We start from the raw sequence: 26,154 nt of genomic DNA, 5'->3' as shown, positions 1-26,154 counted from the left end.
ATTAAAAGGGTTCGAGCTGCGGCCTCATTGCCGTGACACATGATTCACTTCATTGTGAATCACTATGTATTCTGTTTGACTGACTGTACACTGAATTATAGAAATTGAAATTCGATATGTCAAGATACTTAACGCAAATTATTGAAAAAAATGAAAGTAATCGTTTGAAAGCATTTTGTGTTAAAAATATTGACATAGGATCAGGTATCCTATATTCTCTTATATATAAGTTCAGCACAACGGAGTGCTGTTTCGTGAGGCAGCGCAGCCCCTTTTTCTTATGATGAAAAAGGGGCTTTTTTGTTCTTTTTCACTTATATAAAAGATCGTGGTTTCTCTACAGAGATAGGCATGGGATGGAGGAATACTAGATGAAGAAGCAGTTGATTGTCGTTGGGAACGGTATGGCCGGCATGAAATGTATAGAAGAGATTATTCAATTAAACCATGAGCTTTATGAAATAACGGTGATTGGCGCAGAGCCTAGGCCGAACTATAATCGGATCGAATTGTCCAAAGTGCTTCAGGGCGGAACTTCATTTGAAGATATTATTATTCATGACTGGACCTGGTACGAACAGAACGGGATCAAACTTTACACGGGAGAGAAGGTCACACGGATTCATCGAAAGAAAAAAACGATAGAAACTTCCTCTGGAATGAAGCTGTCTTACGATGATCTTCTGATTGCGACAGGCTCATCAGCGTTTATCCCGCCGATCCCGGGAAGTGATCAGGAAGGTGTTATTGCTTTTCGAAGCATGGATGATTGTCTTCTTATGATGGAATACGCCAAGAAATTTAAGAAAGCCATTGTTATTGGCGGAGGACTACTGGGGCTGGAAGCCGCAAGAGGTCTGCTGAACCTTGGGATGGAGACGGAAGTGATTCATAATGCAGCGTACTTGATGAATAGACAGCTGGATCCGATGTCCGCAGGACTGCTGCAGACGGAGCTGGAAGCGCAAGGAATGAAATTCCGGCTTGGACAGCAAACGGTCCAAATCATTGGAGATGGCCGGGCAAAGGGAATTCGGCTTGCCAGCGGAAGCAAGCTGATGGCGGATCTGGTTGTTTTTGCTGTAGGAATCAGTCCTAATGTGGACATCGGAAGAGACAGCGGGCTTGCCGTGAGTCGGGGGATTATTGTTGATGATTACATGCAGACGAGTGATAAATATATTTATGCAGTCGGAGAATGTGCCGAGCATCAGGGAATCTGTTATGGACTGGTTGCACCACTGTACGATCAGGCAAGAGTGCTGGCACGTAAGATGTGCCATATGGAAACCGAAGCCTATCAAGGCTCAATTCCCTATTCCAAGCTGAAGGTGTCCGGTGTCGATCTATTCTCTGTTGGGGAGATTGGACCGGATATCAGCATAGCAGTTCAGGAGTATGACCGGCTGCAATTCAAATATAAAAAAGGACGATACGTGACGGTAAGCTTGCTGGTGCTATTTTATATGGAGATACGACCGAATCTCAGACCATGCTCGGATACATTAAACGTCAAGCAGATGCTCATGAGCTTGCGGCAATAAAGCCCGCACCAGCTGGTGAGAACCGAATGGAAGCTCTTGTTGCCGCGATGCCGGGAGGCGAGACGGTATGTGCCTGCAATCAAGTGTCCAAATCTGCGATTATGAAGGTCATGGAGAAGGATGGGCTTACGACTGCGGATGAAGTAAAGCAGAAGACGAAGGCATCCGGATCGTGTGGTGGCTGCAGGCCCATGCTGGAGGCACTTGTGAAGGTTACACTGTCCGGTGCTTCGGCGCCAACCAGCGGCATGGAGCTGGAATCCGCTACAGATCACAGCATCTGCCCCTGCATGACAACCGGACACGAGGAGCTGATACAGCTCATTAGTACGACGGGCACTGAATCGTCAGAAGAAGTACGAGAGCTGCTTGATTTAACTACAGACACAGATGGATGCCGGACCTGTGAAGAAACGATTGCATACTACATACAGCGAAACCGATCGCAAGGAACTGAGCATCCATCATTGCCGATCGATACATTTGATGAATTTATAAGCTGGTGCGCTGAGCAGCCGGTTCCTTCTACCATCTATGCTGCCGCCTCAGAGGAAGCAGAGTCCGTGTTCGGGATCTTGCTGCATGATATAGCTGTTCAGTCGTGCCCGGCTGGATACGAAATCTACGTAGGGGGTCATGCAAGGCATCCTGTAACAGAGGGACAGCTCTTATGTATTACGGACACGAGAGAAGAGGCGATCCGTGCTGCTCAGTTTACGGTGGAGCTCTACAGTACCGAAGGCTGGTTCAACGAGAAAACGTGGGAATGGGTTGAGCGCGCAGGGATCGGAAGCATTCGAGAACGCGTTATGGGGTTGGAGCATAGGCTGCTGGAATTTGCATGAACGATATACATGATAGATATAGATGTGGAGATAAAAGGAAGGAGTGGAATGCAACATGAAAATAGCAGGCTCTACAGAAGTAATAAATCATAATCAAGAAGCAGCTTCGGAACTGCAGGGTGCAATACATCATGCAACGACCCAATGCCCATTCTGCAGTGTGCAGTGCAAAGCGGAGGTCACGGTCGAATCCCGTGAGCTTGTCTCTAAATCGACACCCCGGTTATTTCAGTATGTGACAGAATCCAAAGGGACGCAGAACAAAGCTTCCGAAGGAAGAATGTGTGTCAAGGGCATGAATGCGCATCAGCATACGACAAGTGCAAGACGCATTACGTCCCCGTTAATTAAGAAAGACGGTAAACTGATGGAAGCTTCCTGGGACGAAGCGATTCAGTATATTGCGGGAAAGATACAGTCTGTACCTAGCAATGCTGTCGGCGTATACGGCGGCGGATCACTGACTAATGAGACAGCATATATGCTCGGGAAATTTGCGCGGATCGGCATAGGCACTAAATATATAGATTACAATGGCCGATTCTGTATGTCGGCTGCTGCATCCGCTGGAGCTAAGGTGTTTGGAATGGATCGGGGTCTAACCTTTCCTTTAGCTGATATTGAGCATGCAAAATGTATCATACTTGCGGGCACCAATATTGCAGAATGCCAGCCTACACTTATGCCGTATTTTACTAGAGCTCAAGAAAAAAATGCTTCTATTATTGTGATTGATCCGCGCAGAACATCGACAGCTGCTATGGCTGATCTTCATTTGGCTGTACGTCCGGGTATGGATATGCTGCTTGCTGATGGAATGCTGAAACGGCTGAGGGAGCAGGGGCTCTTGGATCAGGCTTTTATTACTAATAGAACAAATGGCTATGAACAATTGACGGCATATCTGGATAAGCTCAATTGGAATTATATTACAGATAACACCGGGGTATCCGAAGAAAATTTGAAGCTTGCAGCTGACATGTTTGGTAAGGCCAAGACAGGTATGGTGTTAACGGCGAGAGGGGTGGAGCAGCAGACAGATGGACACCTCGCGGTCAGACATTTTATTAATTTGCTGCTTGCGACAGGGAAGATCGGCCGTCAAGGCTGCGGGTACGGAGCAATCACAGGTCAAGGGAACGGACAGGGAGGCAGGGAGCATGGTCAAAAGGCTGATCAGCTTCCTGGATACCGCTCCATTGAGGATGAGCAGGACCGTAATTACATCGCTTCTGTGTGGGGAGTAGAACCTGATGAAATTCCTAGAAAGGGAGTATCTGCTTACGAAATGATGGAGCTCGTTAATACAGGGGCAATTGAAGCGCTGTTTGTGATGGGCTCGAATCCCATTGTTTCGAATCCTAACGCTACACTCGTCGAAGAAGCACTGGAGAAGGTTCCTTTCTTGGCGGTGGCGGATATGTTCCTATCCGAAACGGCACGTTTAGCGGATGTTGTTCTACCCGTAAGCTCATATATAGAGAACACGGGTACGCTCACGAATCTGGAAGGGCGGGTACTCCTGCGTGAAGCGGTGACGCCGCCGCCCGGGGATTGCAGGCATGATTGGGAGATTCTTCGGGAGCTTGCAGCAGCTATTGGTAAAGGCAAATACTTTGACTATACCTCGGCAGAAGACATATTCAACGAGCTTCGAATCGCCAGTAAGGGTGGTATTGCCGATTATTATGGCATCACTTATGATCGGCTGCGGAAGGAAGAAGGAGTGTACTGGCCTTGTCCTGCGGAAGACGAAGAGGGAGTCGGCAGAATCTTTGAAGAGCGGTTTGCACATGCTGATGGCAGAGCTGTATTTACAGCAGAAGAAAGTGAAATGGTGAAGGAAAGATTGTCTAAGGAATATCCACTTATGCTGACGAATGGCCGGGTGCTGTCTCATTATCTGACAGGAGTACAGACAAGGCTGAGTCCAGGACTTGCTTCGCGTCAGGTCGAGAACTTCGTCGAGATTCATCCAGACACGGCACGTCACTATATGATTAAGGAACAGAGCTGGGTAAGAATCACCTCTCGATACGGAGAGTTCCAGGTTCGGTGCCGTTTCAATGAGCAGATCCGAAAGGATACTTTATTTGTACCAATGCATTGGGGAGGAGTCCAAAATGTGAATCGAGCCACACGCGGCGAGCTGGACCCTTTTTGTAAAATGCCGGGATTTAAGACGACAGCGGTACGAATAGAAATGAGCTATTAACACGAATGTGAATCATCTTGATCAGTATGGTGCTATAACGAAGCTCATTTATAAAAATATCAAAGGCTCCTTCCAGCATTCCGCTGAGAGGAGCCTTTGATTCTAGAGAACAGATTTAATGGAGTAAAGCTCTATTTAATGGTTAATCACTTTTTCAGCTAAATGTATGTCGCTTTTTTTTACGAAGATTTCATACTGTGCAGAGAATCCGCCCAAACTGACTCCAGAGGAGCCGGTATTTGTTATTTGTGTCCTATAATCAACCTGATGGCTGTTTAGCTTATAAATGATTTTCTGGAAGTGTTCTTGATTGTGTGACATGTAGATACTAATTGTGTATCGAGAAAAGATCCTTCGCCAGAGAACAAAGAGTAACTTATCTAGATTTCCAATCATCTCACCACTCCTTTATACCTTCACATAGATGCCTATATCAAGAATACAGAAATGTGTATCTGCAGAATTCAGCTGCTGCATCCGCCGCCGCAGGAAGAACCTCCGCACGATGAGCCTCCATCCGATGTATCACTTGGTGAAAAGTCAGAAGTATTTGATTCGGATCGTTCATGTTCATTCGAGTGGAAGCCGGAACATCCGCCGCCACCGCTGGTATCTTGCGCTTTACGAAGCTCTTCCTCAGAAGGTGGAGCCTCCTCGAATAAGTAAGAAGTAGACGTAGATATGAGCAGGATAGAGAGAACAGGGTCCATCACCGCATTGCTTCGTAACACATTCGGTGAAGTCTTCTGTTGGTTTTTTGCAGACAACGTATCTTGACTTAACAAGTCATCCAAGTGCAGATGAGCTTCTCTGATCTGATGGCTAAGTGCAAGCAGCAGCTCCTCCTGAAGCTGCTTCACATCGAGATCATTGGTTGCCCTTAGTCTTGCGGTTATCACTTCATCGTTCGGATCATGCTCTATTCTCCTGAGGATGCCTTCCTCCATAGGCTGCTTGAAGAATGGTCTGGATAATTGCTCATTCTCTGGAAAGATTATAAAGAGACGACTGTATAGGAGATCGTACCAAGATCTCTCACTGACACGCTCGGCTTCGCTTGGCTGTACACTATGCGGCTGATGATGGATGAAATCACCGGTGAATTTCCGACAGAAGTCCTCATAGTCTGTGTAAACATCAGCATTTCATGCCATATGACATCAGTATCGTTGCTGTACATAGGCACATGTTTGAGTACAGAGCAGAGAATAAAGTATCGCTTAAGCTCAAGCAGCATCCAGTTATATTTCTCGGCTGTATAACGATGCTTGGACATGACTCGGTCTCTCACCTGATTCATATATGTATCGTTTAATGCATCCTCAAGACGAGCAGCCAATCTGTTCAGTGAATGGACAGATGACATGATTCCTAGTTGCTCGGGAAGGTTATGTGAGTAGATAAATTCAGGCGTTTCAATCCTCTTCTTCGGATTAGGCTTGTGCTCATTTGTACCAAATAGGGAAGTGATCTTTTTAAATAATCCCATGGCGCTGTACCTCCTATCCATATACTTAAAGCTTACCTCCATCTTACCATGAAATAATATGGCAGAATATAGATGTTCATTATGAGCTTGCAACATGTGAGAAACTGTGTTATCTTAAACCTGTAACCGGTTACACATAGTCGAGGTGACAGAGATGGCAACAATTAAGGATGTAGCGCGTCAAGCAGGTGTATCGGTGGCCACGGTGTCCCGGGTGCTCAATAGCGCAGGTTATGTACATGAAGATACACGTAAGAAAGTAGAGGATGCCATCCTGGCATTGGATTATTCACCGAATGAAGTTGCGAGATCTTTATATAAACGCAAGTCGAAGCTGATCGGACTGCTCATTCCTGACATCACGAATCCATATTTTCCTCAGATCGCAAGAGGTGTGGAAGATGAAATGCGAGAGAATGATTACCGTATCATTATCGGAAACAGTGATGAGAATGAACAGAAAGAGCTGGAATATTTGCAAACGTTTACTCAAAATAATGTGGTCGGCGTAATCACGCTCACAAATAATCCGGATACGCATACGTACACATCTATTAACTTGCCTGTCGTATTCCTAGATCGAACATCACATGATAAGCCTTCGGTTTATGCAGATGGATGGCAGGGCGGCAAACTTGCCGCGGGAGCAATTATCGCAGGGGGCAGCAGAGAAGTTACGGTGATGCAGGGTCCTGCTCATGTCAAACCGGCTCAGGATCGATATCAGGGAGCTGTACATGCTCTCGAGGAAGCGGGAATGGAATATCATGTAATCCAGACTTCAAGTTTTTCTTTTCATAACGTAGATAAACTGGCTACAAATCTGTTTGATACTTATCCTTCTACGGACGGCATTATTGCAAGTAATGATCTGGCAGCGATTGCGGTCATTCATGAAGCCGTAAGACGAGGCAGAAGAGTTCCAGAGGATGTGCAGATCGTTGGATTTGATGATATTCCGATCAGCGGATTGTTATCACCGGCATTGTCAACCATTAGACAGCCTGCATATGAGATGGGAAGAGCTGCTGCCCAGCTGCTGATACAACTAATTGATAACAAACATAATATGGAGACCTACATTCAGTTTCCAGTTGAATATATTGAACGGAATACAACCCGAAAGGTGGCGCAAAATAAATGAGTAAAAAAGCGAAAGTAACGGTCATTGGCAGCTCCTCCATGGACCTTGTCGTGACGTCCAATAAACGCCCTGGTGCAGGAGAAACGGTGCTTGGAGAATCCTTCAAGACGGTTCCGGGAGGCAAAGGTGCTAACCAGGCAGTCGCTGCTGCCAGACTCGGTGCTGAGGTTACCATGATTGGACGTGTGGGTGATGACCATTACGGCGAAATCATCCTGAACAATTTCAAGCAAAATGGAGTTAATGTCGACTATGTGGAACCGGTTACAGAAATGGAAAGCGGTACGGCCCATATTATCCTTGCTGAAGGCGATAACAGTATTGTCGTTGTAAAAGCAGCCAATGATGAGGTGACACCGGCCTACGTTGATCAGATCGTGGAAGTGATTAAGAACTCGGATATCGTGCTGATTCAACAGGAGATTCCGGAGGAAACGGTGGAGCATGTTGCAGCTCTGTGCAGTGAACTAGGCGTGCCGCTCATGTTAAATCCGGCACCTGCGCGCTCAGTGAGCGATGAAGTGATTGAAAAAGCTGCCTATATTACACCGAATGAGCATGAAGCTAAGATCATCTTTGACGGAGCAAGCGTGGAGAATTCGCTCCGCAAGTATCCGAACAAGCTATTTATTACGGAAGGAAAGAACGGAGTTCGCTACTACGATGGAACGGAAGAGATTCTGGTTCCCAGTTATGCTGTGGAAGCTGTCGATACGACCGGTGCAGGTGATACGTTCAATGCTGCTTTTGCCGTTGCTCTAGCAGAAGGCAAGTCCCTGCAGGATAGCATCAAGTTCGCTAACCGTGCGGCATCGCTGTCTGTCATGAAGTTCGGCGCACAAGGGGGAATGCCGACACGTAAAGAAGTGGAGGCGAATCTGTAATGAAGAAGCAAGGGATAATAAACAGTCATATCTCAAAGGTGCTTGCAGATCTGGGGCACACGGATCAAATTGTGATTGCGGATATCGGACTTCCGGTGCCTGAAGGTGTTCATAAGATTGACCTTTCTATAAAGCTGGGTACCCCCAGCTTTATAGAAGTGGTTGAGGCGATTACTGAAGATATGGAGATTGAGAAGATCATTCTGGCGGAAGAGATTAAATCGGAGAATGTAGAAGCGCTCCATTTTATAGAAGAGAAGTTTACAAATCAGTCGGTGGAATATCATTCGCATGAGCAATTTAAGAAGCTGACACAGGACGCTAAGGTTATTATTCGCACAGGTGAAGCAAAGCCTTATGCCAATTGCATCTTACAGTCCGGTGTGTACTTCTGACAGATTGTCATCGAGGAGGGAAATCAAATATGCATATTCAAATGAAAGGAATTCATAAGGCATTTGGAACGAATCAAGTGCTGACAGGTGTGGATTTTGATCTGGTTGAAGGTGAAGTTCATGCACTCATGGGTGAAAATGGAGCCGGCAAATCAACACTGATGAATATTCTAATCGGACTGCATCCGCGGAACGAGGGAACGATTCTGATTGACGGGAAAGAGACCTATTTTTCTAATCCCAGAGAAGCAGAGCAGTTCGGTATCGCTTTTATCCATCAGGAGCTGAACATTTGGCCGGATATGACAGTGTTGGAGAATTTGTTTATCGGCAAGGAGCTGACCAGCAAAGCGGGGTTTTTAAATACGAAACATATGAAAGCGTTGGCAAAATCACAGTTTGAGAAGCTGGCCGTCAGCATTCCGCTGGATCAGGAAGCCGGAGAATGCTCGGTAGGGCAGCAGCAAATGATTGAGATTGCCAAAGCGCTCATGACGAATGCCAAAGTTATCGTAATGGATGAGCCGACAGCTGCTCTGACAGAACGAGAGATTGAGAAGCTGTTTGCGGTCATTAACTCGCTGCGCAAGCAGGGCGTATCCATCGTATATATCTCGCACCGGATGGAGGAGATCTTTACGATCTGCGATCGGATTACGGTAATGCGTGACGGGAAGACGGTGGATACCAAGCCGATTCCAGAAACAAGCTTTGAAGAAGTCGTTCGGAAGATGGTTGGCCGAGAACTAACAGAACGTTATCCTGCTAGAAACCCGAAGCCGGGTGAGGTCGTGCTGGAAGTCAAGAATATTGGGCGCAAGGATGCTTTTGACAATGTAAGCTTCAGCGTCAGGTCTGGTGAAATTGTGGGCTTCTCCGGACTCATGGGTGCAGGAAGAACTGAAATCATGCGTGCCCTGTTCGGACTTGATTCCCTTCATAGTGGAGAGATGTGGGTGCGGGGCAAGAAGGTCAATATCCGCAAGCCCGATGATGCAGTGAAGCACGGAATTGGCTTTATAACGGAAGATCGTAAGGATGAAGGTCTGGTGCTTGATTTTTCAATCCGTGAAAATATGGCACTCCCTAATCTGTTCAGCTTCAGCGGCAAAGCAGGTCTGATCTCCAGTAAGAAAGAGAAGGACTTTGTGGACACACTGATCAAACGGCTTCTGATCAAGACGGAATCGTCAGAAACGGCAGCGAGAAATCTATCAGGTGGGAATCAGCAGAAGGTTGTTATTGCTAAATGGGTAGGTATTGGACCAAGTGTGCTGATCCTTGATGAACCGACACGAGGCGTTGACGTAGGTGCCAAGCGGGAAATCTACCAGCTGATGAATGAGCTGACAGACCGCGGTGTTGCCATTATCATGGTATCTTCAGAACTGCCGGAGGTGCTCGGTATGAGTGATCGGATTATCGTTGTCCATGAGGGACAGATCAGTGGAGAGCTCAGCCGCGATGAAGCCACACAAGAGAAAATTATGACGCTAGCAACAGGAGGGCAATAACATGACCAGTGTAAAGGAAACGAGTAATAAAAAAGGACTTCAGTTGTCGCAGCTTGCAGGGAAGCTTGGACCACTGCTCGGACTCATCTTGCTCATCGTCATTGTAACGATTATGAACCCGGGATTTTTGGAACCGCTTAACATATTGAATTTGCTAAGACAGGTATCGATTAACGCACTTCTTGCATTTGGTATGACCTTTGTCATTCTGACTGGCGGTATTGATCTGTCCGTCGGTTCGATTCTGGCACTGTCCAGTGCCATTGTCGCTAACCTAATGCTGTCCGGTCTGGATCCGATTCTTGCCATCATTGTCGGGGTACTGCTGGGCGGAATTATGGGGATGATGAACGGACTCATGATTACCAAAGGTAAGATGGCACCTTTCATTGCAACACTTGCCAGTATGACGATCTTCCGGGGATTAACCCTGGTCTACACGAACGGGAATCCGATTACGGGTCTTGGAGACAGTATGGCATTCCAGCTGTTCGGACGTGGATATTTCCTCGGCATTCCAGTGCCGGCCATTACGATGATGATTACATTTGCTATTCTGTGGGTCATTTTGCATAAAACTTCGTTTGGACGCAAAACGTATGCCATCGGAGGTAATGAGAAGGCGGCGCTTGTATCAGGTATTAAGGTCGATCGTGTCAAAATTATGATTTATTCTCTTGCAGGTATGATGGCAGCACTAGCGGGTGCTATTCTGACTTCCCGCCTTAACTCTGCACAGCCGACAGCCGGTGAATCTTATGAGCTTGATGCGATCGCTGCTGTCGTATTAGGGGGTACAAGCTTGACAGGAGGCCGCGGGCTTATTGTAGGGACCTTAATCGGGGCACTGATTATCGGAGTTCTTAACAACGGTTTGAACCTGCTCGGCGTATCATCATTCTATCAAATGGTCGTTAAGGGTGTCGTGATCGTTATCGCGGTACTGATTGACCGTAAGAAATCTGCATAAGAGGAGTAGTGACATGATGAAAAAACTAACCTTATTGTTCACCGCAGTGCTCATGATCATTATGACGGGCTGTTCTATGCAGCCGCCAGAGTGGGCTAAACCGAACAACAACGGTAACACAGATGAAATAAAAATCGGACTATCCATATCCACATTGAATAATCCATTCTTCGTTGCCCTAAAAGACGGCGTTGTTGCTGAAGCAGAGAAGCAAGGGATCGAGGTTGTTATTGTGGATGCACAGGATGATTCCGCGAAGCAATCCAATGACGTAGATGATCTGATTCAGCAAGGCGTTAATGCACTGCTCATTAACCCGACGGATTCGGCGGCAATTTCAAACGTAGTACAAACAGCTAATTCGCTCGGTATTCCTGTTATTACGCTGGACCGTTCTGCAGACCAAGGTGAAGTAGAAGCATTGGTGGCATCGGATAACGTGAAGGGCGGAGAAATGGCAGCTCAGTACATCATAGAACAGCTTGGCGAAGGAGCAAAAGTCATTGAGCTGGAAGGGGTGGCAGGTGCGTCCGCGACACGGGAGCGTGGTCAGGGCTTCCACAATATTGCTGATGAGAAGCTTGATGTTGTGGCTAAGCAGCCAGCCGATTTTGATCGAACCAAAGGCTTAAATGTTATGGAGAACCTGCTTCAAGGTAATCCGGATGCGAAGGCCGTATTTGCCCACAATGATGAGATGGCGCTCGGAGCACTTGAGGCTATTCAAAGCTCAGGCAGAGATGTAATTGTTGTTGGTTTTGATGGTAATGAGGACGCGATTAAGTCCATTAATGCTGGAGGGCTGACCGCTTCAGTAGCACAGCAGCCGGCACTAATCGGTGAACTCGCTGTCCAAGCCGCAGCGGATGTGCTTCAAGGCAATGAAGTAGAAGAAATGATTGCTGCACCACTGAAGTTGACGACGAAAGAATAGTAGATTTGCTTAAAATTAAAACACCTTCAAGAACATTCACGACTTTCTGAGGTCGGAGATGAACTTGGAGGTGTTTTATTTTAATTGGATCGTTGATACAAGCTTAAATGTGTTATTATGAAAAAATAATACTGTAAGGATCTACCAAATATAATAGCCGGAATTTTATTATAGTGAGGTGCTAATTGTGAGTGTTTCAATGATGACTCTAATGATCATGGGAATCATAATCTTCTATGCCATTGCAATCATACTCATTGTTAATTTCATTGGCAGGAAATTTTTTAAGGACAAAACGAATATGATTTTTGTATATGCTGGCATCATATTGGTATGTCAAATGTTTGTTGTAATTAAAGATTTAATATCAGATCAGGCCATTGATCCCATCAGCATTGTCTTATTCTGTATTGGATTGGGTTGGATTGTCCAAGGAATCAGAAAAAAGCGAGCAAATAATCATAATCAATAGAATTATATGACTTCCCCATTACTCTGAACAATCTCAGTATACGATCGGAAGGGATGATTCCCCTCCAGGCTGCTCAGAAAACGATCAAATTCATATTGCAATGCTTGTAAATTGCGCCCGACTTCATCAATTACGTTATAGTAGGCGGCAGTATTATGTTCATCGAGAATGGCAATGATCATCTGGAACCTCCTTAGCCCTCAGCTTAATTTTATAATCTTCATGCCCTCTATCAAATCTTGAGACATGTCAATACGAGCTAGCAATTGTTCTCTCAATTCTTGCTCAGAGAGGAAAGCGATATACTTGCTATGCTTGCTCAGCAGTTCTTCTTCGTTTTCTGTAATTCCCATTTCTATAATTTCAACGGATTCATTGCCGTTGTTTAAATAACGGTGTCGCACACCTCTCTCATGATATCCAATGGATGCAATTGCATAGATAACCTTTAAATCGATCAAGGAGCAATTATCTAATATTTGTTCGAGCACTGACTGCTGGCTGTCCCATAGATTTTGCTTCTCGAGATCTGAAATTTCGTCAGATGTTACATCATTTCTAGAGAGCCTATATACATCAACGATTTGTTTAACGACTGCAGCATTTTTCTGTGCTGTCCTATAATCCATTATTTATCATCTCCTAGGAGGAATCATTCAATGTTATATGATCTAAAAAGTGACTCTGAAATGTCTTCAATCGTAGCTATGTTGTATTCGGCTGTGGAACAAAATTGCGAGCGCCTTCGGCAGATTACACAGGGTATGACGCAAGTTGAGCTGGATTATAGAGGGCCTGACGATCGCCATAATAGCGCTGCCCAGCTGATTAAACATCTTATATATGTCGATTTGAACTGGGTGTATAGAATTAATGGACAACCCTTGCCTTCAACTTATAGGGATAAATATGGCCCCATGATTGATCAAGATGGCAGACTTCCCAGGATTACTGGAGTTTCAATAGACACATTTATGTCAGATTATACAGAAGTATTAGTAATGTTAAGAGATACATGCAGAAAGCTGACAGATGAAGATCTGGAACAAGTCGTCAGGTTCGGACATGAGAATGAGAAGGAAGCAACGATTCGCTGGGGGATATGGCACATGGCAGACCATAACCGTTATCATCAGGCTCATATTAACCAGCTTCGAAAATGGTATCGAAACAAGGTCCAAGTGAATCACTTGTAATACAGCAGTCTATTAGCAGCGGCGTTTCGGAAGTCCGTTGGGGTGAGATGTGTGATCTGTTTGAAGGACTTCATAAAATGCTGGCTGTCATGGTATCCGAGCTGCATGGCAATCTCCTGGACGGTTTGATTAGTGTCTGTCAAGAGAAAAGCAGCCGCTTCCATCTTCTGCTGTACAATATACTGTTTAAGGGTGACGCCTGAAACCGATGCGAACAAGTGCGACAGATACTTCGAATTATATCCGAAATAATCAGCAATTTCCGATACCTTGACTGCTTCAAACCGATTCCAGTTGATATAATCCACAATATCATTATAGAGCTGAAGCTGCTTCAGCTTCTTGCCGGATACATTGTCAGCAGCATAGGACTGATGATACAGCTCGCACAGAATGGTAGTCGCCATGTAATTACCGAGTGTCGAATCCTGATAACTGCGCAGGGAGTCCTGCAGCTGTTTCATCATGATGACAATCTTGTCCATGCCTCGAAGGCGGCCTTTATGCGGAATGAAGATATGGTGCTGAACAGGCTGATAATCACGGATAGGAATCATACAGGATGGTTCTTCAGATGTAAAATGAAGCCAATAAAAGCTGCAATCGGACTCCTTATAACCGAATTGCTTCGTTCTAGGAGGCATCAGCAGAAAATCTCCTTCTTCAAGTACATGCTCTTCTCGATCATCTGCGATATACAGCCTGCCCTTGGTCTGTACGAACAGCTCGTAATCCATCAGAATTCTGTTCATATGTACCCAGTCCGGAGCAGGTGATGCGAACTTTCCGGTCATTTGTAATAGCAGGGGCTTCTCTATGTTAAATGTGTATCCATCCATTGATGTATATCCTCCGTATGTATCTGTCTTTTTCACACCTTCAGCTTGCTGTATCTTATTATAATGGATGGGGATGAAAAGGCACCACTAGTTGGTCTTAACTATGATTTTAAATTCTATGCTCATATACATCAATACGCAATCGTCTGACTTTTTTACACGAATTCGAACGTTTCTCCACTTCACTCCTAGATATGAAATCGTTATTCTGAAATAGCAAGCTGAACCGTATAGAAGAGTTTCGGAAGGTGGAAGAAAGATGTCTGCAAAGGAAGAAGCAGTAAAAAGTCATGTACTGCAGGATTTTGCTATCAACCAGGTGCACTTGACTGGAGAGTTTCATATTAACGCATTTGAGAAAGAGCTCCACTATTTACATAGCTATGACCTGGATCGTCTGCTCGCTGGATTTCGGGAGAACCGAGGCCTTCCTCCGAAGGCAGAGAAATATCCGGGATGGGAGGACACCGAGATTCGGGGACATACGCTCGGGCATTTCATGACTGCATGTGCTCAAGCTTATGAGCAGACGAGAGATCCGGCTCTGCTTAACAAATTGGATTATATCATAAGCGAGCTTACCGAATGTCAGTTTGAAAGCGGTTATTTGTCGGCATTTCCCGAGAGCTTGATCGATAATGTGGAGAAGAGACAACCCGCCTGGGTTCCGTGGTACACCATACATAAACTGATCGCCGGACTCATCGCTGTTTACCAGAGAGCGAATGTGGCTGATGCCAAGAGCCTGGTCTGTAAATTAGGAGACTGGGTTGCCTTACGCACATCCCGCTGGTCTCAAGAGCTGCAAACAATCGTGCTGTCTGTAGAATACGGCGGTATGAATGACTGCATGTATGATCTTTATAAAATATCATCCGATCCGAAGCACTTGGAAGCAGCTCACAAATTCGATGAGATTCCCTTGTTCAAAGCAATTGCTCAGGGTGCAGATATATTAAAAGGCAAGCATGCGAACACAACGATTCCTAAATTTCTGGGAGCGCTTAACCGTTATCTAACACTTGGTGACAGTGAGAAATTTTATTTGGAGGCAGCCAAGAAATTCTGGGATATTGTTGTTTATCATCACACGTATATGACAGGAGGCAACAGTGAATCCGAGCATTTTGGAGATCCGGATGTTCTGGATGCAAGGCGGTCCGATATCACCTGCGAGACTTGTAACAGCTATAACATGCTGAAGCTGACTCGTGAGCTGTTCAAACTAACCCGGGACAAGAAGTATGCCGATTATTATGAAACGAGCTACATGAATGCAATTCTATCCTCGCAAAATCCCGAAACGGGAATGACCATGTATTTCCAGCCAATGGCTACTGGTTATTTCAAAATATATAGCTCTCCATTTGAGCACTTCTGGTGCTGTACAGGTACGGGAATGGAGAGCTTTACGAAGCTGAATGACAGCATATATTTTTACAATGACAACGAGCTGTACGTGAATCAATTTATTAGCTCCAGGCTGGATTTTGCACAGGAGGATATAACAATTACGCAAACCGCCTGTATACCGGATCGTGATGATGTCCAGTTTACGATGGAAACGGCAGATGGCCGAGACAAGGCGATGAAGCTCTATATTAGAGTGCCTTATTGGGTTAAGGGTGAAATAACAGTTCTATTAAATGGCAAGCGGTTTGAACCTGAGATCAAAAATGAATATCTGGAGGTAGACCGCACCTGGCACAACGGTGATGTGTTGCATATCGTTCTGCCGATGAAGGTGCTTGCCTGCAGGCTCCCTGACAATCCCGCGGCGGTTGGCTTCCAGTATGGTCCAATTGTACTCAGCGCAGCTCTAGGGAATGAAGATATGTCACTGTCCAGCACAGGCATCATGGTACAAGTGCCAACAAAGCGAATGCTAGTGAAGGACTTTATCATTCCAAACGGAATGAGTCCTAAAGAATGGATTCTGTCCATAGAAGAGCATATGGTCAAAGAAGAGGATCGAATGGAATTTCGATTAAGGAATACCGATGAGGATGACCGGTTGATTTTTACACCGCACTATAAGCAGCATACAGAAAGATACGGTATCTACTGGAACATAGTTGAATCCAACTCGAAGGAGTTGGAGCGTCATTTGGAGCTTGGCAGGCTTGAGGCCCTCACGAAGCAGGCAACGATTGACAGTGTTCAGGTAGGCAATGATCAGTATGAGCTCCAGCATGGGATCAAAGGAGAGAATACGTTCAGCGGAGCTTGGGATGGCCAGAATGGCAGGCTTGCCAATGAGGAAGGCTGGTTCAGCTATACGCTGGCTGTCGATCCAGATGATGAGAATGTGCTTCAGGTGACGTACTTCCTCATCAATCATAATCGTGCCATGAACATTTATGTGAATGATCAGCTTCTCGCGCGAGAGGAAACCGGGTATGAACGTAGAAGAGAATTTGTAACCAAGGAGTATCCGATTCCGCAAGCCTTAATCCAACAGAGCAGTCAAATTGTCGTTAAGTTCATGCCAGAAGCAGATTTGAATGGAATTTATGGTGTGCTGCGAACGATGCGGCCGCTTAACATTTAAGCATGAGTCACCTTGGTTTAAAAATAACACTAGATCATTCCCTTAAATCTCAGAAGGAGGAATTTAGTAATGGACGCTTATCTATTTGTGCATTTCAAAGAGAAGAAAACACCGGACGGTGAACAGGTTTATTTTGGTCTGAGTACGGATGGTCTGAACTGGGAGCAAGTCAATGATGGAAATCCTGTGCTGTGGAGTAAACAGGGTGATCGAGGAGTTAGAGACCATACCATCGTCCGGACGAAAGAAGGAAAGTTCTTCATTATTGCAACGGATTTGAGTTTGGCAAATGGATTCAATACGAAGTATAAGAGCAGCTGGTCCCGTATTTCAAGAGAAGGAAGCAAGTGCTTGTCTTTGTGGGAGTCGGAGGATCTGGTGAATTGGTCTGAGCAGAGAATGATTGAGCTTGGAGATGAGGACTTTGGCTGTCTGTGGGCACCCGATGTCATTTATGACAGCAAGAATGAGGACTATGTTCTGCACTGGTCTTCTGCTCATGCCTCCAACAATTATGGACATAAGGCGATCTATTACTCCCGCACGAAGGATTTCGTTCATTTCTCGAAGCCGCAGATGCTGTGCCGCAAAGACGGGAGTGGAATTATTGACTCGGCCATTTATGAGGAGAACGGAATCTTCTATCGTTTTCTAAAAAGCGAGAAGGATCCAGAGGGGATCATTCTCCAAAAGGGCAATACTCTTACTGGTGAGCATACCCGGATTGAAGCGTTTGATGAAGAGATGGCGAAGCTGGGACATCATGCTTATGAAGCGCCAACGGCATTTAAGGTCAAGGATGGCAGGTGGTGTCTGCTGCTCGACTTTTTCGGTGTGGAAGGTGAAGGACAGGGCTATGTACCATTTTTGGCAGATGATATCGACAGTGGAAGGTTTATTCGTTCTGACGAGAGCTTCAGCTTCCCATATGGTTTCAAGCACGGAACCGTGCTGCCGATTACCTTGGAGGAGTATGAGCGCATTAAGAATTGGAATTTTGCACAGGATCGTCTGACGAAGCAAGAAGCGGAAATACGATAGTTGAAGTTGAAGTAGAAGTTGAATGATCAGATCATTCGTGATTGAAAAAATACAGCTGGTTTAAATGATAGATAACGTAAGACGGACTGCATGGTTACTAGAGTCTGTCTTACGTTTATTTTTTTGTAACAGGAATATATTATTTGTTTGTGTTGTTTCGTACTGATATGCAGGATTTAAAGCTGTATCTTGAATTTTTGAAAATAGATCCAACGCATCGCACCATAATTCATACACATCCGGCGCATGTCATTGCGATGACATTTATTCATGAATTGGAGGATCGTCACTTCACGCAGTCCTTATGGGAAATGTGTACAGAATGCATCGTTGTGTTTCCAGAAGGAGTAGGCATCATTCCCTGGATGGTTCTTTAGCTGCGCTTGCCAAAGCATTTAAAGTCAATCCGCGTAAAGGGATTCTAGATCAAGAAATCGAAAGAAATGAGAAGGAGATGAAAGAATAGATTCATAGAAAGCAGGGATGTAATGAGCACAGTTCGTATCGATGCCCATCAGCATTTTATTGATTATGCATCCGGTGATTATCCTTGGATTGATGATCGTCATGAAGCTTTAAAAAGGCCCTTTATGCCAGCAGACCTAAAGCCTCTTCTGGATTCCTTGTCATTTGATGGTTCGATCGCCGTTCAAGCTAGACCATCACTCCACGAAACTGAATGGCTCCTCTCGCTTGCGGATGAATTTGAATTTATTTACGGTGTGGTCGGCTGGGTCGATCTATGTTCACCGGCGGTGTCAGCGCAATTGGAGAGATTCAGTGCTCATCCTAAGCTGAAGGGAATCAGACATCTAATTCAGGATGAGCCTGATGATCACTTTATGCTGCGGGATGATTTTCTTCGCGGACTCCGTCTCTTGAGCAAGTATGGATTAACGTATGATCTGCTTATACATGAGCGGCATCTTCCGAATGCGGCAGCCTTAACACAAATGTTCCCGGAGCAGAAGTTTGTCTTGGATCATTTAGCAAAACCTAGGATTATGGAGGGGAAGGGGCAACTGGACTCATGGAGAAGTGGTATACAGGAGCTCGCCAAGTCACCTAATGTGTATTGTAAACTGTCTGGAATGGTAACCGAAGCAGACTGGGCACATTGGAGGTCGGAGGATTTTGTCCCTTACCTGGATACCGTCTTTGAAGCCTTTGGTCCGGAACGATTGATGATTGGCTCTGATTGGCCTGTTTGCACGGTGAGCCGGGATTACAGAGCAGTGATGGGTGTAGTTACTGCGTATATTCATCCGCTTCCATCTGAGATCCAAGCCCGTATTCTGGGAGGGAATTGTGCACGATTCTATAACATTGATGAAATGTAAAGCCTGGTCCGAAGCTGTTTGCATCTTTTAACACAAAAAGGTAGAACTCATCTCCTGAACTTCATATACTTAACATGAACGACATGTCCGTACAGGTCGTAAGCGAAGCAATGAATCCAATGACAATCAGGGAGTGTGACCAATGAATTCGACGATGCCTATCATTATCGCACACAGGGGAGCAGCGGGAGTAGCACCCGAAAATACACTGGCTTCTTTCGAGCTTGCTCTTACGCAAGGCTGTCATGCATTTGAACTGGACATTCATCTCTCCAAGGATGAGGAGATCATGGTCATTCATGATTACACGATTGACCGTACAACAGATGGTACGGGAGCGGTTCAGGATATGACCCTGGACGAACTGAGAAGCTTCGATGCCGGGAGCTGGTACGATGCGCAGTATCAAGGGCAGAAGATCCCTACGCTGAGAGAAGTTTTTGAATTAGCACCTAAGGATCTGATGATTAACGTAGAAATTAAAGGTGGACTGGAAGCAGGGATCGAACAGAAGCTGGTCAACCTCCTGCGGGAATATGACCGGACAGAACAGGTTGTCGTTTCTTCCTTCCACTTTGGAGCATTACAGAAGCTTCAAGCTCTCGATGCTACGATTAAGCTCGGACTTCTGTACCATCAGGATTTTCAGCATCCTGAATTGCTGCCAGATGCAGTAGGAGTGAATACGTATTCCCTTCATCCTTACTATAAGCAGCTCACAGACAACCAGTTAGCCGTGGCTCTGGAAAAAGGACTTGAGGTGTATCCCTGGACGGTAAATGAAACAGAGGATATGAAACGTATGGTAGAGCTTCGAGTAAGTGGAATCATTACAGATTACCCGGAGAAGTTACAGCAAGTATTGGCTGAGCTTCAAGCGAGTCTGAAGTAGTCAGCATAGAAGCATAATGAATCAGATCTGTAGGTATTGCTGGCCCATATAGATACGATAAAACAGTGCTCGGATGCAGACATGACTGATGTCCATACCGGCACTGTTTTTTTGCGGAATTCAAATAGAAATTCAAATCATCCGTCGATACTCAATTGGCGTGCAACCTGTCTTCTGTTTGAATAGAGCATTGAAATAGGACACATCCTGATACCCTACAGCGGATGCGATGTTACTGACTTTTTGCGAGGTCGTACGAAGCAGACGTCCTGCCGCATGGATTCTTATATTTTGCAGATAATCGGTCATGTTCATCCCCATATGGCGTTTAAAAACTCGATGGAATTGCCGCTCACTGAGCCCCATTTTATGCGCCATTTCCTGTACGGTGATTCGATAGCCATATCTTTCATGCAGCTCACTTAGTACCGCTTCCAGATGAATGGAATTCTCACCTTCTCTAGGATCCTCTGCCGTTTCCATTCGGTTAATGAGCAGGAGCAGCTGTAAGATGCCACTGTACAGTGCGAGCTCTCTTCCAACCTTCTGAGCTTGGTACTCCTGGTGTAATTGCTGGAATATAGTAAGTAGTTTTCCATATTTATCACTGTATTGGCGATATTCATGCATTGTCAGCAGGGTGTTCAGCACATCGCTGCCAGGAATGGGAGCCACGGACTGTCTAAATTCTTCAAGTGCTAATATACAATTGTAGACAATAAGCGGCTGTCCGCTCGTTATGCCGTGAGGTCTGAAGACATGAGACGTACCTTGGGGCAGTAAAAAGAGATCCCCTTGCTTAACCGGCAGGCTCGTACTGCTCAGGATATGTGTGCCGCTGCCTTCAGCAACATAGCTGATCTCAAAGAAGTCATGCTGATGCTCGGATAGCTCATATGATTCCACACTGCGATTGAGATATAACGGTAAACCCTGTGAAAAAAAGGATTCGCCTCTGATCATATCGATTCTCCGTTTGGCACTGATCATATCGCCTGCCTCCTCATGTATTGTCTCTTCTTAAATAATGTCTGATCAGTCTGTATGTTTTGTCTGATTACACCATATAAAGCGCTATCATTCATCGTAAAATGAAAGAGGGAAAAACACAAGGGAAGATATTCGACATTCGACAAAGGAAGGCAGGAGAGGTTGATGAATCCACAAGCAGCACTTTCAGTGAGCCAAGTCACCTGTGAATATCGTGAGGAATTACTCGGGACCGATCAGTTCGTCCCCCGATTTGGATGGAAATTGAGTTCGAAGGAAAGAGGAATCAAGCAGCAGGCGTATCAGCTTGTTGTCTCAGATCTGCCTGACTTCAGCCTGTATCTATGGGATACCGGAAGGATTGAATCAGATCAATCCATTCATATTGAATATACCGGTCCCGCTCTACAGTCCAGAACACGCTACTATTACCGAGTTAAAGTGTGGGAACAGCAGGGCAATTGTTCCGAGTGGAGCAGTACAGGATGGTGGGAGACCGCATTTCTTGACTCTGGTGAATGGCAGGCAAAATGGATTATGCCGAAGCAGCTGCCCGCTGTGCAGCAGGCTCAGGAATGGCCTGATTCACCACCTGTTTCACTGCTCCGAACAACGTTCCAGCTGAAGGAGAATATCGTATCTGCCCGAGTGTATGCTACGGCAGCAGGCTTGTACGACTTGCATTTAAATGGGGAACGCGTCGGCGAGGAGCTGCTTGCCCCAGGATGGACCAGCTATCATCACCGGCATCAATACCAAACGTACGATGTAACTCGTTATCTGCAAGCAGGCGGTAATGGTATCGGCATTCAAGCAGCAGATGGCTGGTATTCAGGGCGCATCTCCTGGGAGAAGGGATATCGCAGCGCTTATGGAGAGCATCGTGCCGTCCTGCTTGAGCTGCATGTGCAATATGCAGATGGCAGTGAAGAGGTTGTAGTAACAGATACGACATGGAAATCATCAGAAGGACCTATTCGTTACACCAGTATCTATGATGGTGAAATCTATGATGCGAGACTTGAGCAGGCAGGATGGAGTAAATACGATTATGATGACAGCGGCTGGGAGGACGTCTCTCGATCGGATTTGCCGTATCATCCGCTGATCGCACAAGAGAACTGGCCAGTGAAGGTAACGGAAACGATTCATCCGGTGTCGGTACTGCATACTCCTCGTGGTGAAACGGTGCTCGATATGGGGCAGAACATGGTTGGACGTATCCGGATGAATATGAATCTGGATGCAGGGACGAAGATTACGCTAGATCATGCGGAAGTACTGGATCGGGAAGGGAATTTTTACACCGGCAATCTGCGAAGTGCGAAGCAGTTAGTCGTATATACAGCACGGGGAAATGGTGAAGACAACTATGCACCGGCATTTACCTTCATGGGATTCAGGTATGTTCGTATTGTAGGGCTTGAGGAGCTTGATGATTCGGTACTCCTAAAGGGCTTCACAGGGGAAGTCATGCATTCTGATATGGTTCAGACGGGACAATTCGACTGCTCAGACGAACGGGTGAATCGGCTTCAGCACAACATCGTTTGGGGACAACGCGGCAACTTTGTAGATATTCCAACCGATTGTCCGCAGCGGGATGAACGTCTCGGGTGGACCGGCGATGCTCAGGTATTTATACGTACAGCCGCATTTAATTATCAGGTGGCGCCCTTCTTCGCCAAATGGCTGCGGGATCTGGCGGCTGATCAGAGAGAAGATGGAAGTGTACCCTTTACGATTCCGAACATTTTGAAATGGAATAAAGATACTTCGGCAGCTTGGGGCGATGCGGCGGTCATCTGTCCTTGGACACAGTACCAATGCTACGGAGACATCAGGCTCTTGTCCGAGCAGTATGACAGTATGAAGGCTTGGGTGAACTATATTCGAGGCGAAGGTGAATACGAATATTTATGGAATACTGGTCATCATTTCGGAGACTGGCTTGCTCTAGATGCGAAGGAGAACAGCTACGTGGGGGCGACACCACTCGATCTGATTGCTACATCGTTCTATGCGTATTCTGTTGATCTCGTAAGAAATGCGGCTGTCGTTCTGGGCAGATCCGAAGACGTAAAGGAATACAGTGATTTGCTGTATCAGGTGCGAAGAGCTTATCTGAATGAATTTGTCACACCTGCCGGTCGTCTGGCTGCTCCTATGCAGACTGCTCATGTACTTGCACTAATGTTTGGCCTCGTTGAAGGAGACACCAGAAGAAGAACAGCAAGTGAACTTAACCGAATGGTCGTGCAGAACGGCTATCATTTAACGACCGGTTTTGTAGGAACGCCTTATTTGTGCATCGTCTTGTCTGAAAATGGCTATCATGAGACCGCCGTTAAATTACTGCTGCAGGATAGTTATCCATCATGGCTGTATTCGGTTACGCAAGGGGCCACAACGATATGGGAGCATTGGGATGGCATCAAGCCTGATGGCTCTTTCTGGAGTGATGATATGAACTCCTATAACCATTATGCCTATGGTGCAATTGGCGACTGGATGTATCGGTATCTTGCAGGTCTTGATATGGAGGATTCGGATATTGCTTATAAAAAGATACGCATACATCCAAGATTTGCAGCTGGACAGCTTAAGCATGCTTCGGCTAAGCTGGATTCCCCTTACGGACGGATTGAATCGTCATGGCAAGAAGATAAGGGACTTAGAACGGTACGAATTCAGATTCCAGTAAATGCAGAAGCTAAGATTATTCTGGAGGGAGCGGATCACGCTCATTTATTGGAAAGCGGTCATCCCGTAGAGGATGTGAAAGGAATAATAGAAATAACCAGTACAGCTGAAGCGGTAGAGCTTAGAGCAGGCTCAGGCGAGTATGTGTTCAGCTATAAATATTCATGATTTACTGAATATTACGTATAAGCCTACTATTCGTCAGTAGGCTTATACGTCTTATGAGAATGATGAAGCGCGGAATAGCTGCGACGATATGCGGATGAGAGCCAAATACCCCGCGCTTCCTGCTTATCGCTTTTTTGTTTTCTGTTCCTCATCCGGCGCCTCCAGTATATCTTCGGTCAAGTTGGCTTTCGTTATAGAACCGGATTGATCAAGTACGTCAAAAGGCTTATGGTTCTTGTCTGATTCAGGAATCGGTTCCACGCCAGCTCCGCGATCGGTTTTATCGTGAGTCACTAGAATCACCCTTTCCATTCTTGACTTAGTATGCACGCTGGTCAGCGTAAATATGTACGTCATTACCTCTGTTTCGGATCAATGAAACATTCAGGGAATGACAGCTGGACACCATTTTCAATGGGAATTCACATAACCTTCTTATTCATTCTTTATTCTGACTTACAATCTCAAGCAGCTGTTCAGACATATATTCTGGGCTAAAGGTAAGGCCGCCATTAATCCATTCAATAATAATGCCGAAGATAGCATAAGCAATGTAGCTGGCTTGGATGTCAGGATTGATCTTCGTATGTGGTCCGTGCTCTGATATGCTCTCGAGAGACAGATCCTTCAGTACGTTGCAGATACGATTCTGGAAACCGGATAACTTGTCTGATTTAACGATCAGAATATAGAAATCAGCGAATTTATATACATGATCAAATACCTTTACAGCAGCAGAGGTCAATTTGCTGATATCCAGCACCTCGACATGCATATAAGGATCACGATAGGATTCAATCAGATCGGAAATCACATCATCTAAGACTTCCTCTAATATATCTTCTTTATACTGATAATGCTTGTAGAAGGTGCCGCGGTTAAGATTAGCTACCTGAACCAAGTCAGTGATCGATATCTCTTTGAATTCTTTTTTTTTCATCAGTTGGATGAGTGCATCCTTCAGTGCCTGCTTCGATTTAACGATCCTACGATCGATGGAATCATGCGTATCCGTCATTCTCGAAGACCTCCTATTGAGATAGAAAATGTGTTAATAGACATTTAACTGTGTAATTGTATGTTAGCATACAAATCGCTGCTTTTTTGCTGATTGAATAATTGTTTGCACATTCATTATAATATAAAAGTGAACAGTTAATGAACAATTGTTCGTTATTTTATCAATGTAAACGCATACGATAATATAGGAGGTTATACAAAATGAGACTTCAAAACAAAGTAGCTATTATTACAGGTGCTGCTTCCGGTATGGGTAAAGAAACAGCGATCCTATATGCTCAAGAAGGAGCAAAGGTTGTCGTGTCCGATCTAAATCTAGAAGGTGCTAACGCAACCGTCGAAACGATTAAAGCAGCGGGTGGAGAGGCTTTTGCAATTAAGACCAACGTCGCTTCTCTGGAAGATATTAATACGCTGATTGATACAACAGTGGAGAAATACGGTACGGTGGATGTTCTGGTGAACAATGCCGGAATTATGGACAACTTTGAACCGGCTGGTGAGGTTGAAGATGAGAAATGGGAGCGTATTTTCGCTATCAATACGACGAGCGTAATGCGTGCTACACGTAAAGTGCTTCCGATCTTCATGGAGAAGCAAAGCGGCGTTATTATCAACATTGCATCCGCTGGTGGACTTCAAGGTGCTCGTGCAGGTGCTTCTTATACAGCATCCAAGCATGCTGTTGTTGGCTTCACCAAAAATACAGGCTTCATGTACGCTAAAGAAGGAATCAGATGTGTGGCTATTGCTCCAGGTGGAGTAGAGACTAACATCAGCGCATCCATGACTGGAGTGAGTCAGTATGGCATGGGCCGCTCCCAAGCAGGACTGGCTATCAATCCACGTATCGGTAAACCAGCTGAGATTGCTCAGGTTGCCTTGTTCCTCGCATCCGACGAAGCCAGCTTCGTGAACGGCACGGTAATTAGCGCAGATGCCGGATGGATGGCATACTAAGATTGTTGTGTTTAAATAGAATAGATAAGGCCCGCTGTTTGACAGCGG

General features: G+C 45.5%; 24 protein-coding genes and 1 pseudogene. 17 read left to right on the top strand and 8 right to left on the bottom strand.

What is annotated here, in order from left to right; genetic code table 11:
• Window positions 1–371: 371 nt before the first annotated feature.
• The 3 genes from PUW25_RS14660 to nasC are packed head-to-tail and all read left to right on the top strand — an operon-like array spanning window position 372 to window position 4,604.
• Window positions 372–1,544, top strand: coding sequence for an NAD(P)/FAD-dependent oxidoreductase (locus PUW25_RS14660; RefSeq protein WP_274338391.1), 1,173 nt, complete (start codon window positions 372–374; stop codon window positions 1,542–1,544).
• Window positions 1,433–2,389: a (2Fe-2S)-binding protein gene (locus PUW25_RS14655; protein WP_420800548.1), complete on the top strand. Its 957-nt coding sequence runs from the start codon at window positions 1,433–1,435 to the stop codon at window positions 2,387–2,389. The genes PUW25_RS14660 and PUW25_RS14655 overlap by 112 nt, the downstream gene beginning before the upstream one ends.
• A 55-nt stretch (window positions 2,390–2,444) precedes the next feature.
• Complete coding sequence (gene nasC / locus PUW25_RS14650) at window positions 2,445–4,604, top strand: assimilatory nitrate reductase catalytic subunit NasC (RefSeq protein ID WP_274338389.1); 2,160 nt, start codon at window positions 2,445–2,447, stop codon at window positions 4,602–4,604.
• Window positions 4,605–5,068: 464 nt separating this feature from the next.
• Here nasC and PUW25_RS14645 read toward each other — a convergent pair whose 3' ends face one another.
• Together PUW25_RS14645 and PUW25_RS14640 are read right to left on the bottom strand one after the other, a co-directional pair.
• Entirely contained in the window at window positions 5,069–5,551 is a 483-nt protein-coding gene (locus PUW25_RS14645) for a hypothetical protein (protein WP_274338388.1), read from the bottom strand.
• A gap of 47 nt (window positions 5,552–5,598) precedes the next feature.
• Window positions 5,599–6,093, bottom strand: coding sequence for a hypothetical protein (locus tag PUW25_RS14640; RefSeq protein ID WP_274338387.1), 495 nt, complete (start codon window positions 6,091–6,093; stop codon window positions 5,599–5,601).
• Window positions 6,094–6,247: 154 nt separating this feature from the next.
• On the opposite strand from PUW25_RS14640, the gene PUW25_RS14635 reads away from it, so the two are divergent.
• The 6 genes from PUW25_RS14635 to rbsB are packed head-to-tail and all read left to right on the top strand — an operon-like array spanning window position 6,248 to window position 11,934.
• Entirely contained in the window at window positions 6,248–7,237 is a 990-nt protein-coding gene (locus PUW25_RS14635) for a LacI family DNA-binding transcriptional regulator (protein WP_274338386.1), read from the top strand.
• Window positions 7,234–8,121 (top strand): ribokinase, encoded by an 888-nt coding sequence (gene rbsK / locus PUW25_RS14630; protein ID WP_274338385.1) that lies wholly within the window; start codon window positions 7,234–7,236, stop codon window positions 8,119–8,121. The genes PUW25_RS14635 and rbsK overlap by 4 nt, the downstream gene beginning before the upstream one ends.
• Complete coding sequence (gene rbsD / locus PUW25_RS14625) at window positions 8,121–8,516, top strand: D-ribose pyranase (RefSeq protein ID WP_274338384.1); 396 nt, start codon at window positions 8,121–8,123, stop codon at window positions 8,514–8,516. The genes rbsK and rbsD overlap by 1 nt, the downstream gene beginning before the upstream one ends.
• 29 nt (window positions 8,517–8,545) lie before the next feature.
• The gene (locus PUW25_RS14620) at window positions 8,546–10,030 is read left to right on the top strand and encodes a sugar ABC transporter ATP-binding protein (RefSeq protein WP_274338383.1); all 1,485 of its coding nucleotides are present in this window, start codon (window positions 8,546–8,548) and stop codon (window positions 10,028–10,030) included.
• Window position 10,031: 1 nt separating this feature from the next.
• On the top strand, window positions 10,032–11,000 hold the full coding sequence (locus PUW25_RS14615; protein WP_274338381.1) for an ABC transporter permease subunit: 969 nt from the start codon (window positions 10,032–10,034) through the stop codon (window positions 10,998–11,000).
• Between the two features lie 16 nt (window positions 11,001–11,016).
• The gene (gene rbsB / locus PUW25_RS14610; RefSeq protein WP_047910713.1) at window positions 11,017–11,934 is read left to right on the top strand and encodes a ribose ABC transporter substrate-binding protein RbsB; all 918 of its coding nucleotides are present in this window, start codon (window positions 11,017–11,019) and stop codon (window positions 11,932–11,934) included.
• Between the two features lie 474 nt (window positions 11,935–12,408).
• Here rbsB and PUW25_RS14605 read toward each other — a convergent pair whose 3' ends face one another.
• Window positions 12,409–12,588 (bottom strand): hypothetical protein, encoded by a 180-nt coding sequence (locus PUW25_RS14605; RefSeq protein WP_047910388.1) that lies wholly within the window; start codon window positions 12,586–12,588, stop codon window positions 12,409–12,411.
• An 18-nt stretch (window positions 12,589–12,606) separates the two neighbouring features.
• Window positions 12,607–13,035, bottom strand: a complete 429-nt coding sequence (locus PUW25_RS14600) for a hypothetical protein (RefSeq protein ID WP_047910387.1) — start codon at window positions 13,033–13,035, stop codon at window positions 12,607–12,609.
• 30 nt (window positions 13,036–13,065) lie between these two features.
• Between PUW25_RS14600 and PUW25_RS14595 the strand changes: the two genes are divergently transcribed.
• The gene (locus PUW25_RS14595; RefSeq protein WP_047910386.1) at window positions 13,066–13,602 is read left to right on the top strand and encodes a DinB family protein; all 537 of its coding nucleotides are present in this window, start codon (window positions 13,066–13,068) and stop codon (window positions 13,600–13,602) included.
• On the opposite strand, the gene PUW25_RS14590 is transcribed toward PUW25_RS14595, so the two are convergent.
• Window positions 13,593–14,441, bottom strand: coding sequence for an AraC family transcriptional regulator (locus PUW25_RS14590; protein WP_047910385.1), 849 nt, complete (start codon window positions 14,439–14,441; stop codon window positions 13,593–13,595). The two genes, PUW25_RS14595 and PUW25_RS14590, sit on opposite strands and share 10 nt — an antisense overlap.
• Window positions 14,442–14,700: 259 nt before the next feature.
• On the opposite strand from PUW25_RS14590, the gene PUW25_RS14585 reads away from it, so the two are divergent.
• The 5 genes and pseudogenes from PUW25_RS14585 to PUW25_RS14565 all read left to right on the top strand — a co-directional run bounded on the left by PUW25_RS14585 (window position 14,701) and on the right by PUW25_RS14565 (window position 20,265).
• Complete coding sequence (locus PUW25_RS14585; RefSeq protein WP_274338380.1) at window positions 14,701–16,992, top strand: beta-L-arabinofuranosidase domain-containing protein; 2,292 nt, start codon at window positions 14,701–14,703, stop codon at window positions 16,990–16,992.
• A 69-nt stretch (window positions 16,993–17,061) separates the two neighbouring features.
• A complete protein-coding gene (locus PUW25_RS14580; protein WP_047910383.1) occupies window positions 17,062–18,033 on the top strand; it encodes a glycoside hydrolase family 43 protein in 972 nt (323 codons plus the stop codon).
• Window positions 18,034–18,200: 167 nt separating this feature from the next.
• Window positions 18,201–18,404: pseudogene (locus PUW25_RS14575) on the top strand (class II aldolase/adducin family protein); the annotation flags it as partial.
• A gap of 117 nt (window positions 18,405–18,521) precedes the next feature.
• Entirely contained in the window at window positions 18,522–19,373 is an 852-nt protein-coding gene (locus tag PUW25_RS14570) for an amidohydrolase family protein (RefSeq protein WP_205052988.1), read from the top strand.
• A gap of 142 nt (window positions 19,374–19,515) precedes the next feature.
• Window positions 19,516–20,265: a glycerophosphodiester phosphodiesterase gene (locus PUW25_RS14565; RefSeq protein WP_205052989.1), complete on the top strand. Its 750-nt coding sequence runs from the start codon at window positions 19,516–19,518 to the stop codon at window positions 20,263–20,265.
• A 132-nt stretch (window positions 20,266–20,397) separates the two neighbouring features.
• Here PUW25_RS14565 and PUW25_RS14560 read toward each other — a convergent pair whose 3' ends face one another.
• On the bottom strand, window positions 20,398–21,255 hold the full coding sequence (locus PUW25_RS14560; RefSeq protein WP_205052990.1) for a helix-turn-helix domain-containing protein: 858 nt from the start codon (window positions 21,253–21,255) through the stop codon (window positions 20,398–20,400).
• Window positions 21,256–21,420: 165 nt separating this feature from the next.
• On the opposite strand from PUW25_RS14560, the gene PUW25_RS14555 reads away from it, so the two are divergent.
• Window positions 21,421–24,126 carry an alpha-L-rhamnosidase gene (locus tag PUW25_RS14555; RefSeq protein ID WP_205052991.1) on the top strand — a complete coding sequence of 902 codons (2,706 nt, stop codon included), beginning with the start codon at window positions 21,421–21,423 and terminating at the stop codon, window positions 24,124–24,126.
• A 123-nt stretch (window positions 24,127–24,249) separates the two neighbouring features.
• Here PUW25_RS14555 and PUW25_RS14550 read toward each other — a convergent pair whose 3' ends face one another.
• Window positions 24,250–24,420, bottom strand: coding sequence for a hypothetical protein (locus PUW25_RS14550; RefSeq protein WP_193745988.1), 171 nt, complete (start codon window positions 24,418–24,420; stop codon window positions 24,250–24,252).
• Window positions 24,421–24,565: 145 nt separating this feature from the next.
• Window positions 24,566–25,144 (bottom strand): TetR/AcrR family transcriptional regulator, encoded by a 579-nt coding sequence (locus tag PUW25_RS14545; protein ID WP_205052992.1) that lies wholly within the window; start codon window positions 25,142–25,144, stop codon window positions 24,566–24,568.
• Window positions 25,145–25,347: 203 nt separating this feature from the next.
• On the opposite strand from PUW25_RS14545, the gene PUW25_RS14540 reads away from it, so the two are divergent.
• A complete protein-coding gene (locus tag PUW25_RS14540) occupies window positions 25,348–26,106 on the top strand; it encodes an SDR family oxidoreductase (RefSeq protein WP_047910377.1) in 759 nt (252 codons plus the stop codon).
• The last annotated feature ends 48 nt before the right edge of the window (window positions 26,107–26,154 follow it).

It is taken from the genome of Paenibacillus urinalis, from assembly GCF_028747985.1.
Lineage (GTDB): Bacteria > Bacillota > Bacilli > Paenibacillales > Paenibacillaceae > Paenibacillus > Paenibacillus urinalis.
Note: the sequence above shows the minus strand (reverse complement) of the source record. Positions and strands in the feature narration are given on the sequence as shown.

Bases quoted from the DNA above. Each gene is read 5' to 3' on its own strand.
- PUW25_RS14660 (WP_274338391.1), top strand. From the start codon at position 372: ATGAAGAAGCAGTTGATTGTCGTTGGGAACGGTATGGCCGGCATGAAA.
- nasC (WP_274338389.1), top strand. From the start codon at position 2,445: ATGAAAATAGCAGGCTCTACAGAAGTAATAAATCATAATCAAGAAGCA.
- PUW25_RS14645 (WP_274338388.1), bottom strand. From the start codon at position 5,551: ATGGAGGAAGGCATCCTCAGGAGAATAGAGCATGATCCGAACGATGAA.
- PUW25_RS14640 (WP_274338387.1), bottom strand. From the start codon at position 6,093: ATGGGATTATTTAAAAAGATCACTTCCCTATTTGGTACAAATGAGCAC.
- PUW25_RS14635 (WP_274338386.1), top strand. From the start codon at position 6,248: ATGGCAACAATTAAGGATGTAGCGCGTCAAGCAGGTGTATCGGTGGCC.
- rbsK (WP_274338385.1), top strand. From the start codon at position 7,234: ATGAGTAAAAAAGCGAAAGTAACGGTCATTGGCAGCTCCTCCATGGAC.
- rbsD (WP_274338384.1), top strand. From the start codon at position 8,121: ATGAAGAAGCAAGGGATAATAAACAGTCATATCTCAAAGGTGCTTGCA.
- PUW25_RS14620 (WP_274338383.1), top strand. From the start codon at position 8,546: ATGCATATTCAAATGAAAGGAATTCATAAGGCATTTGGAACGAATCAA.
- PUW25_RS14615 (WP_274338381.1), top strand. From the start codon at position 10,032: ATGACCAGTGTAAAGGAAACGAGTAATAAAAAAGGACTTCAGTTGTCG.
- rbsB (WP_047910713.1), top strand. From the start codon at position 11,017: ATGAAAAAACTAACCTTATTGTTCACCGCAGTGCTCATGATCATTATG.
- PUW25_RS14605 (WP_047910388.1), bottom strand. From the start codon at position 12,588: ATGATCATTGCCATTCTCGATGAACATAATACTGCCGCCTACTATAAC.
- PUW25_RS14600 (WP_047910387.1), bottom strand. From the start codon at position 13,035: ATGGATTATAGGACAGCACAGAAAAATGCTGCAGTCGTTAAACAAATC.
- PUW25_RS14595 (WP_047910386.1), top strand. From the start codon at position 13,066: ATGTTATATGATCTAAAAAGTGACTCTGAAATGTCTTCAATCGTAGCT.
- PUW25_RS14590 (WP_047910385.1), bottom strand. From the start codon at position 14,441: ATGGATGGATACACATTTAACATAGAGAAGCCCCTGCTATTACAAATG.
- PUW25_RS14585 (WP_274338380.1), top strand. From the start codon at position 14,701: ATGTCTGCAAAGGAAGAAGCAGTAAAAAGTCATGTACTGCAGGATTTT.
- PUW25_RS14580 (WP_047910383.1), top strand. From the start codon at position 17,062: ATGGACGCTTATCTATTTGTGCATTTCAAAGAGAAGAAAACACCGGAC.
- PUW25_RS14570 (WP_205052988.1), top strand. From the start codon at position 18,522: ATGAGCACAGTTCGTATCGATGCCCATCAGCATTTTATTGATTATGCA.
- PUW25_RS14565 (WP_205052989.1), top strand. From the start codon at position 19,516: ATGAATTCGACGATGCCTATCATTATCGCACACAGGGGAGCAGCGGGA.
- PUW25_RS14560 (WP_205052990.1), bottom strand. From the start codon at position 21,255: ATGATCAGTGCCAAACGGAGAATCGATATGATCAGAGGCGAATCCTTT.
- PUW25_RS14555 (WP_205052991.1), top strand. From the start codon at position 21,421: ATGAATCCACAAGCAGCACTTTCAGTGAGCCAAGTCACCTGTGAATAT.
- PUW25_RS14545 (WP_205052992.1), bottom strand. From the start codon at position 25,144: ATGACGGATACGCATGATTCCATCGATCGTAGGATCGTTAAATCGAAG.
- PUW25_RS14540 (WP_047910377.1), top strand. From the start codon at position 25,348: ATGAGACTTCAAAACAAAGTAGCTATTATTACAGGTGCTGCTTCCGGT.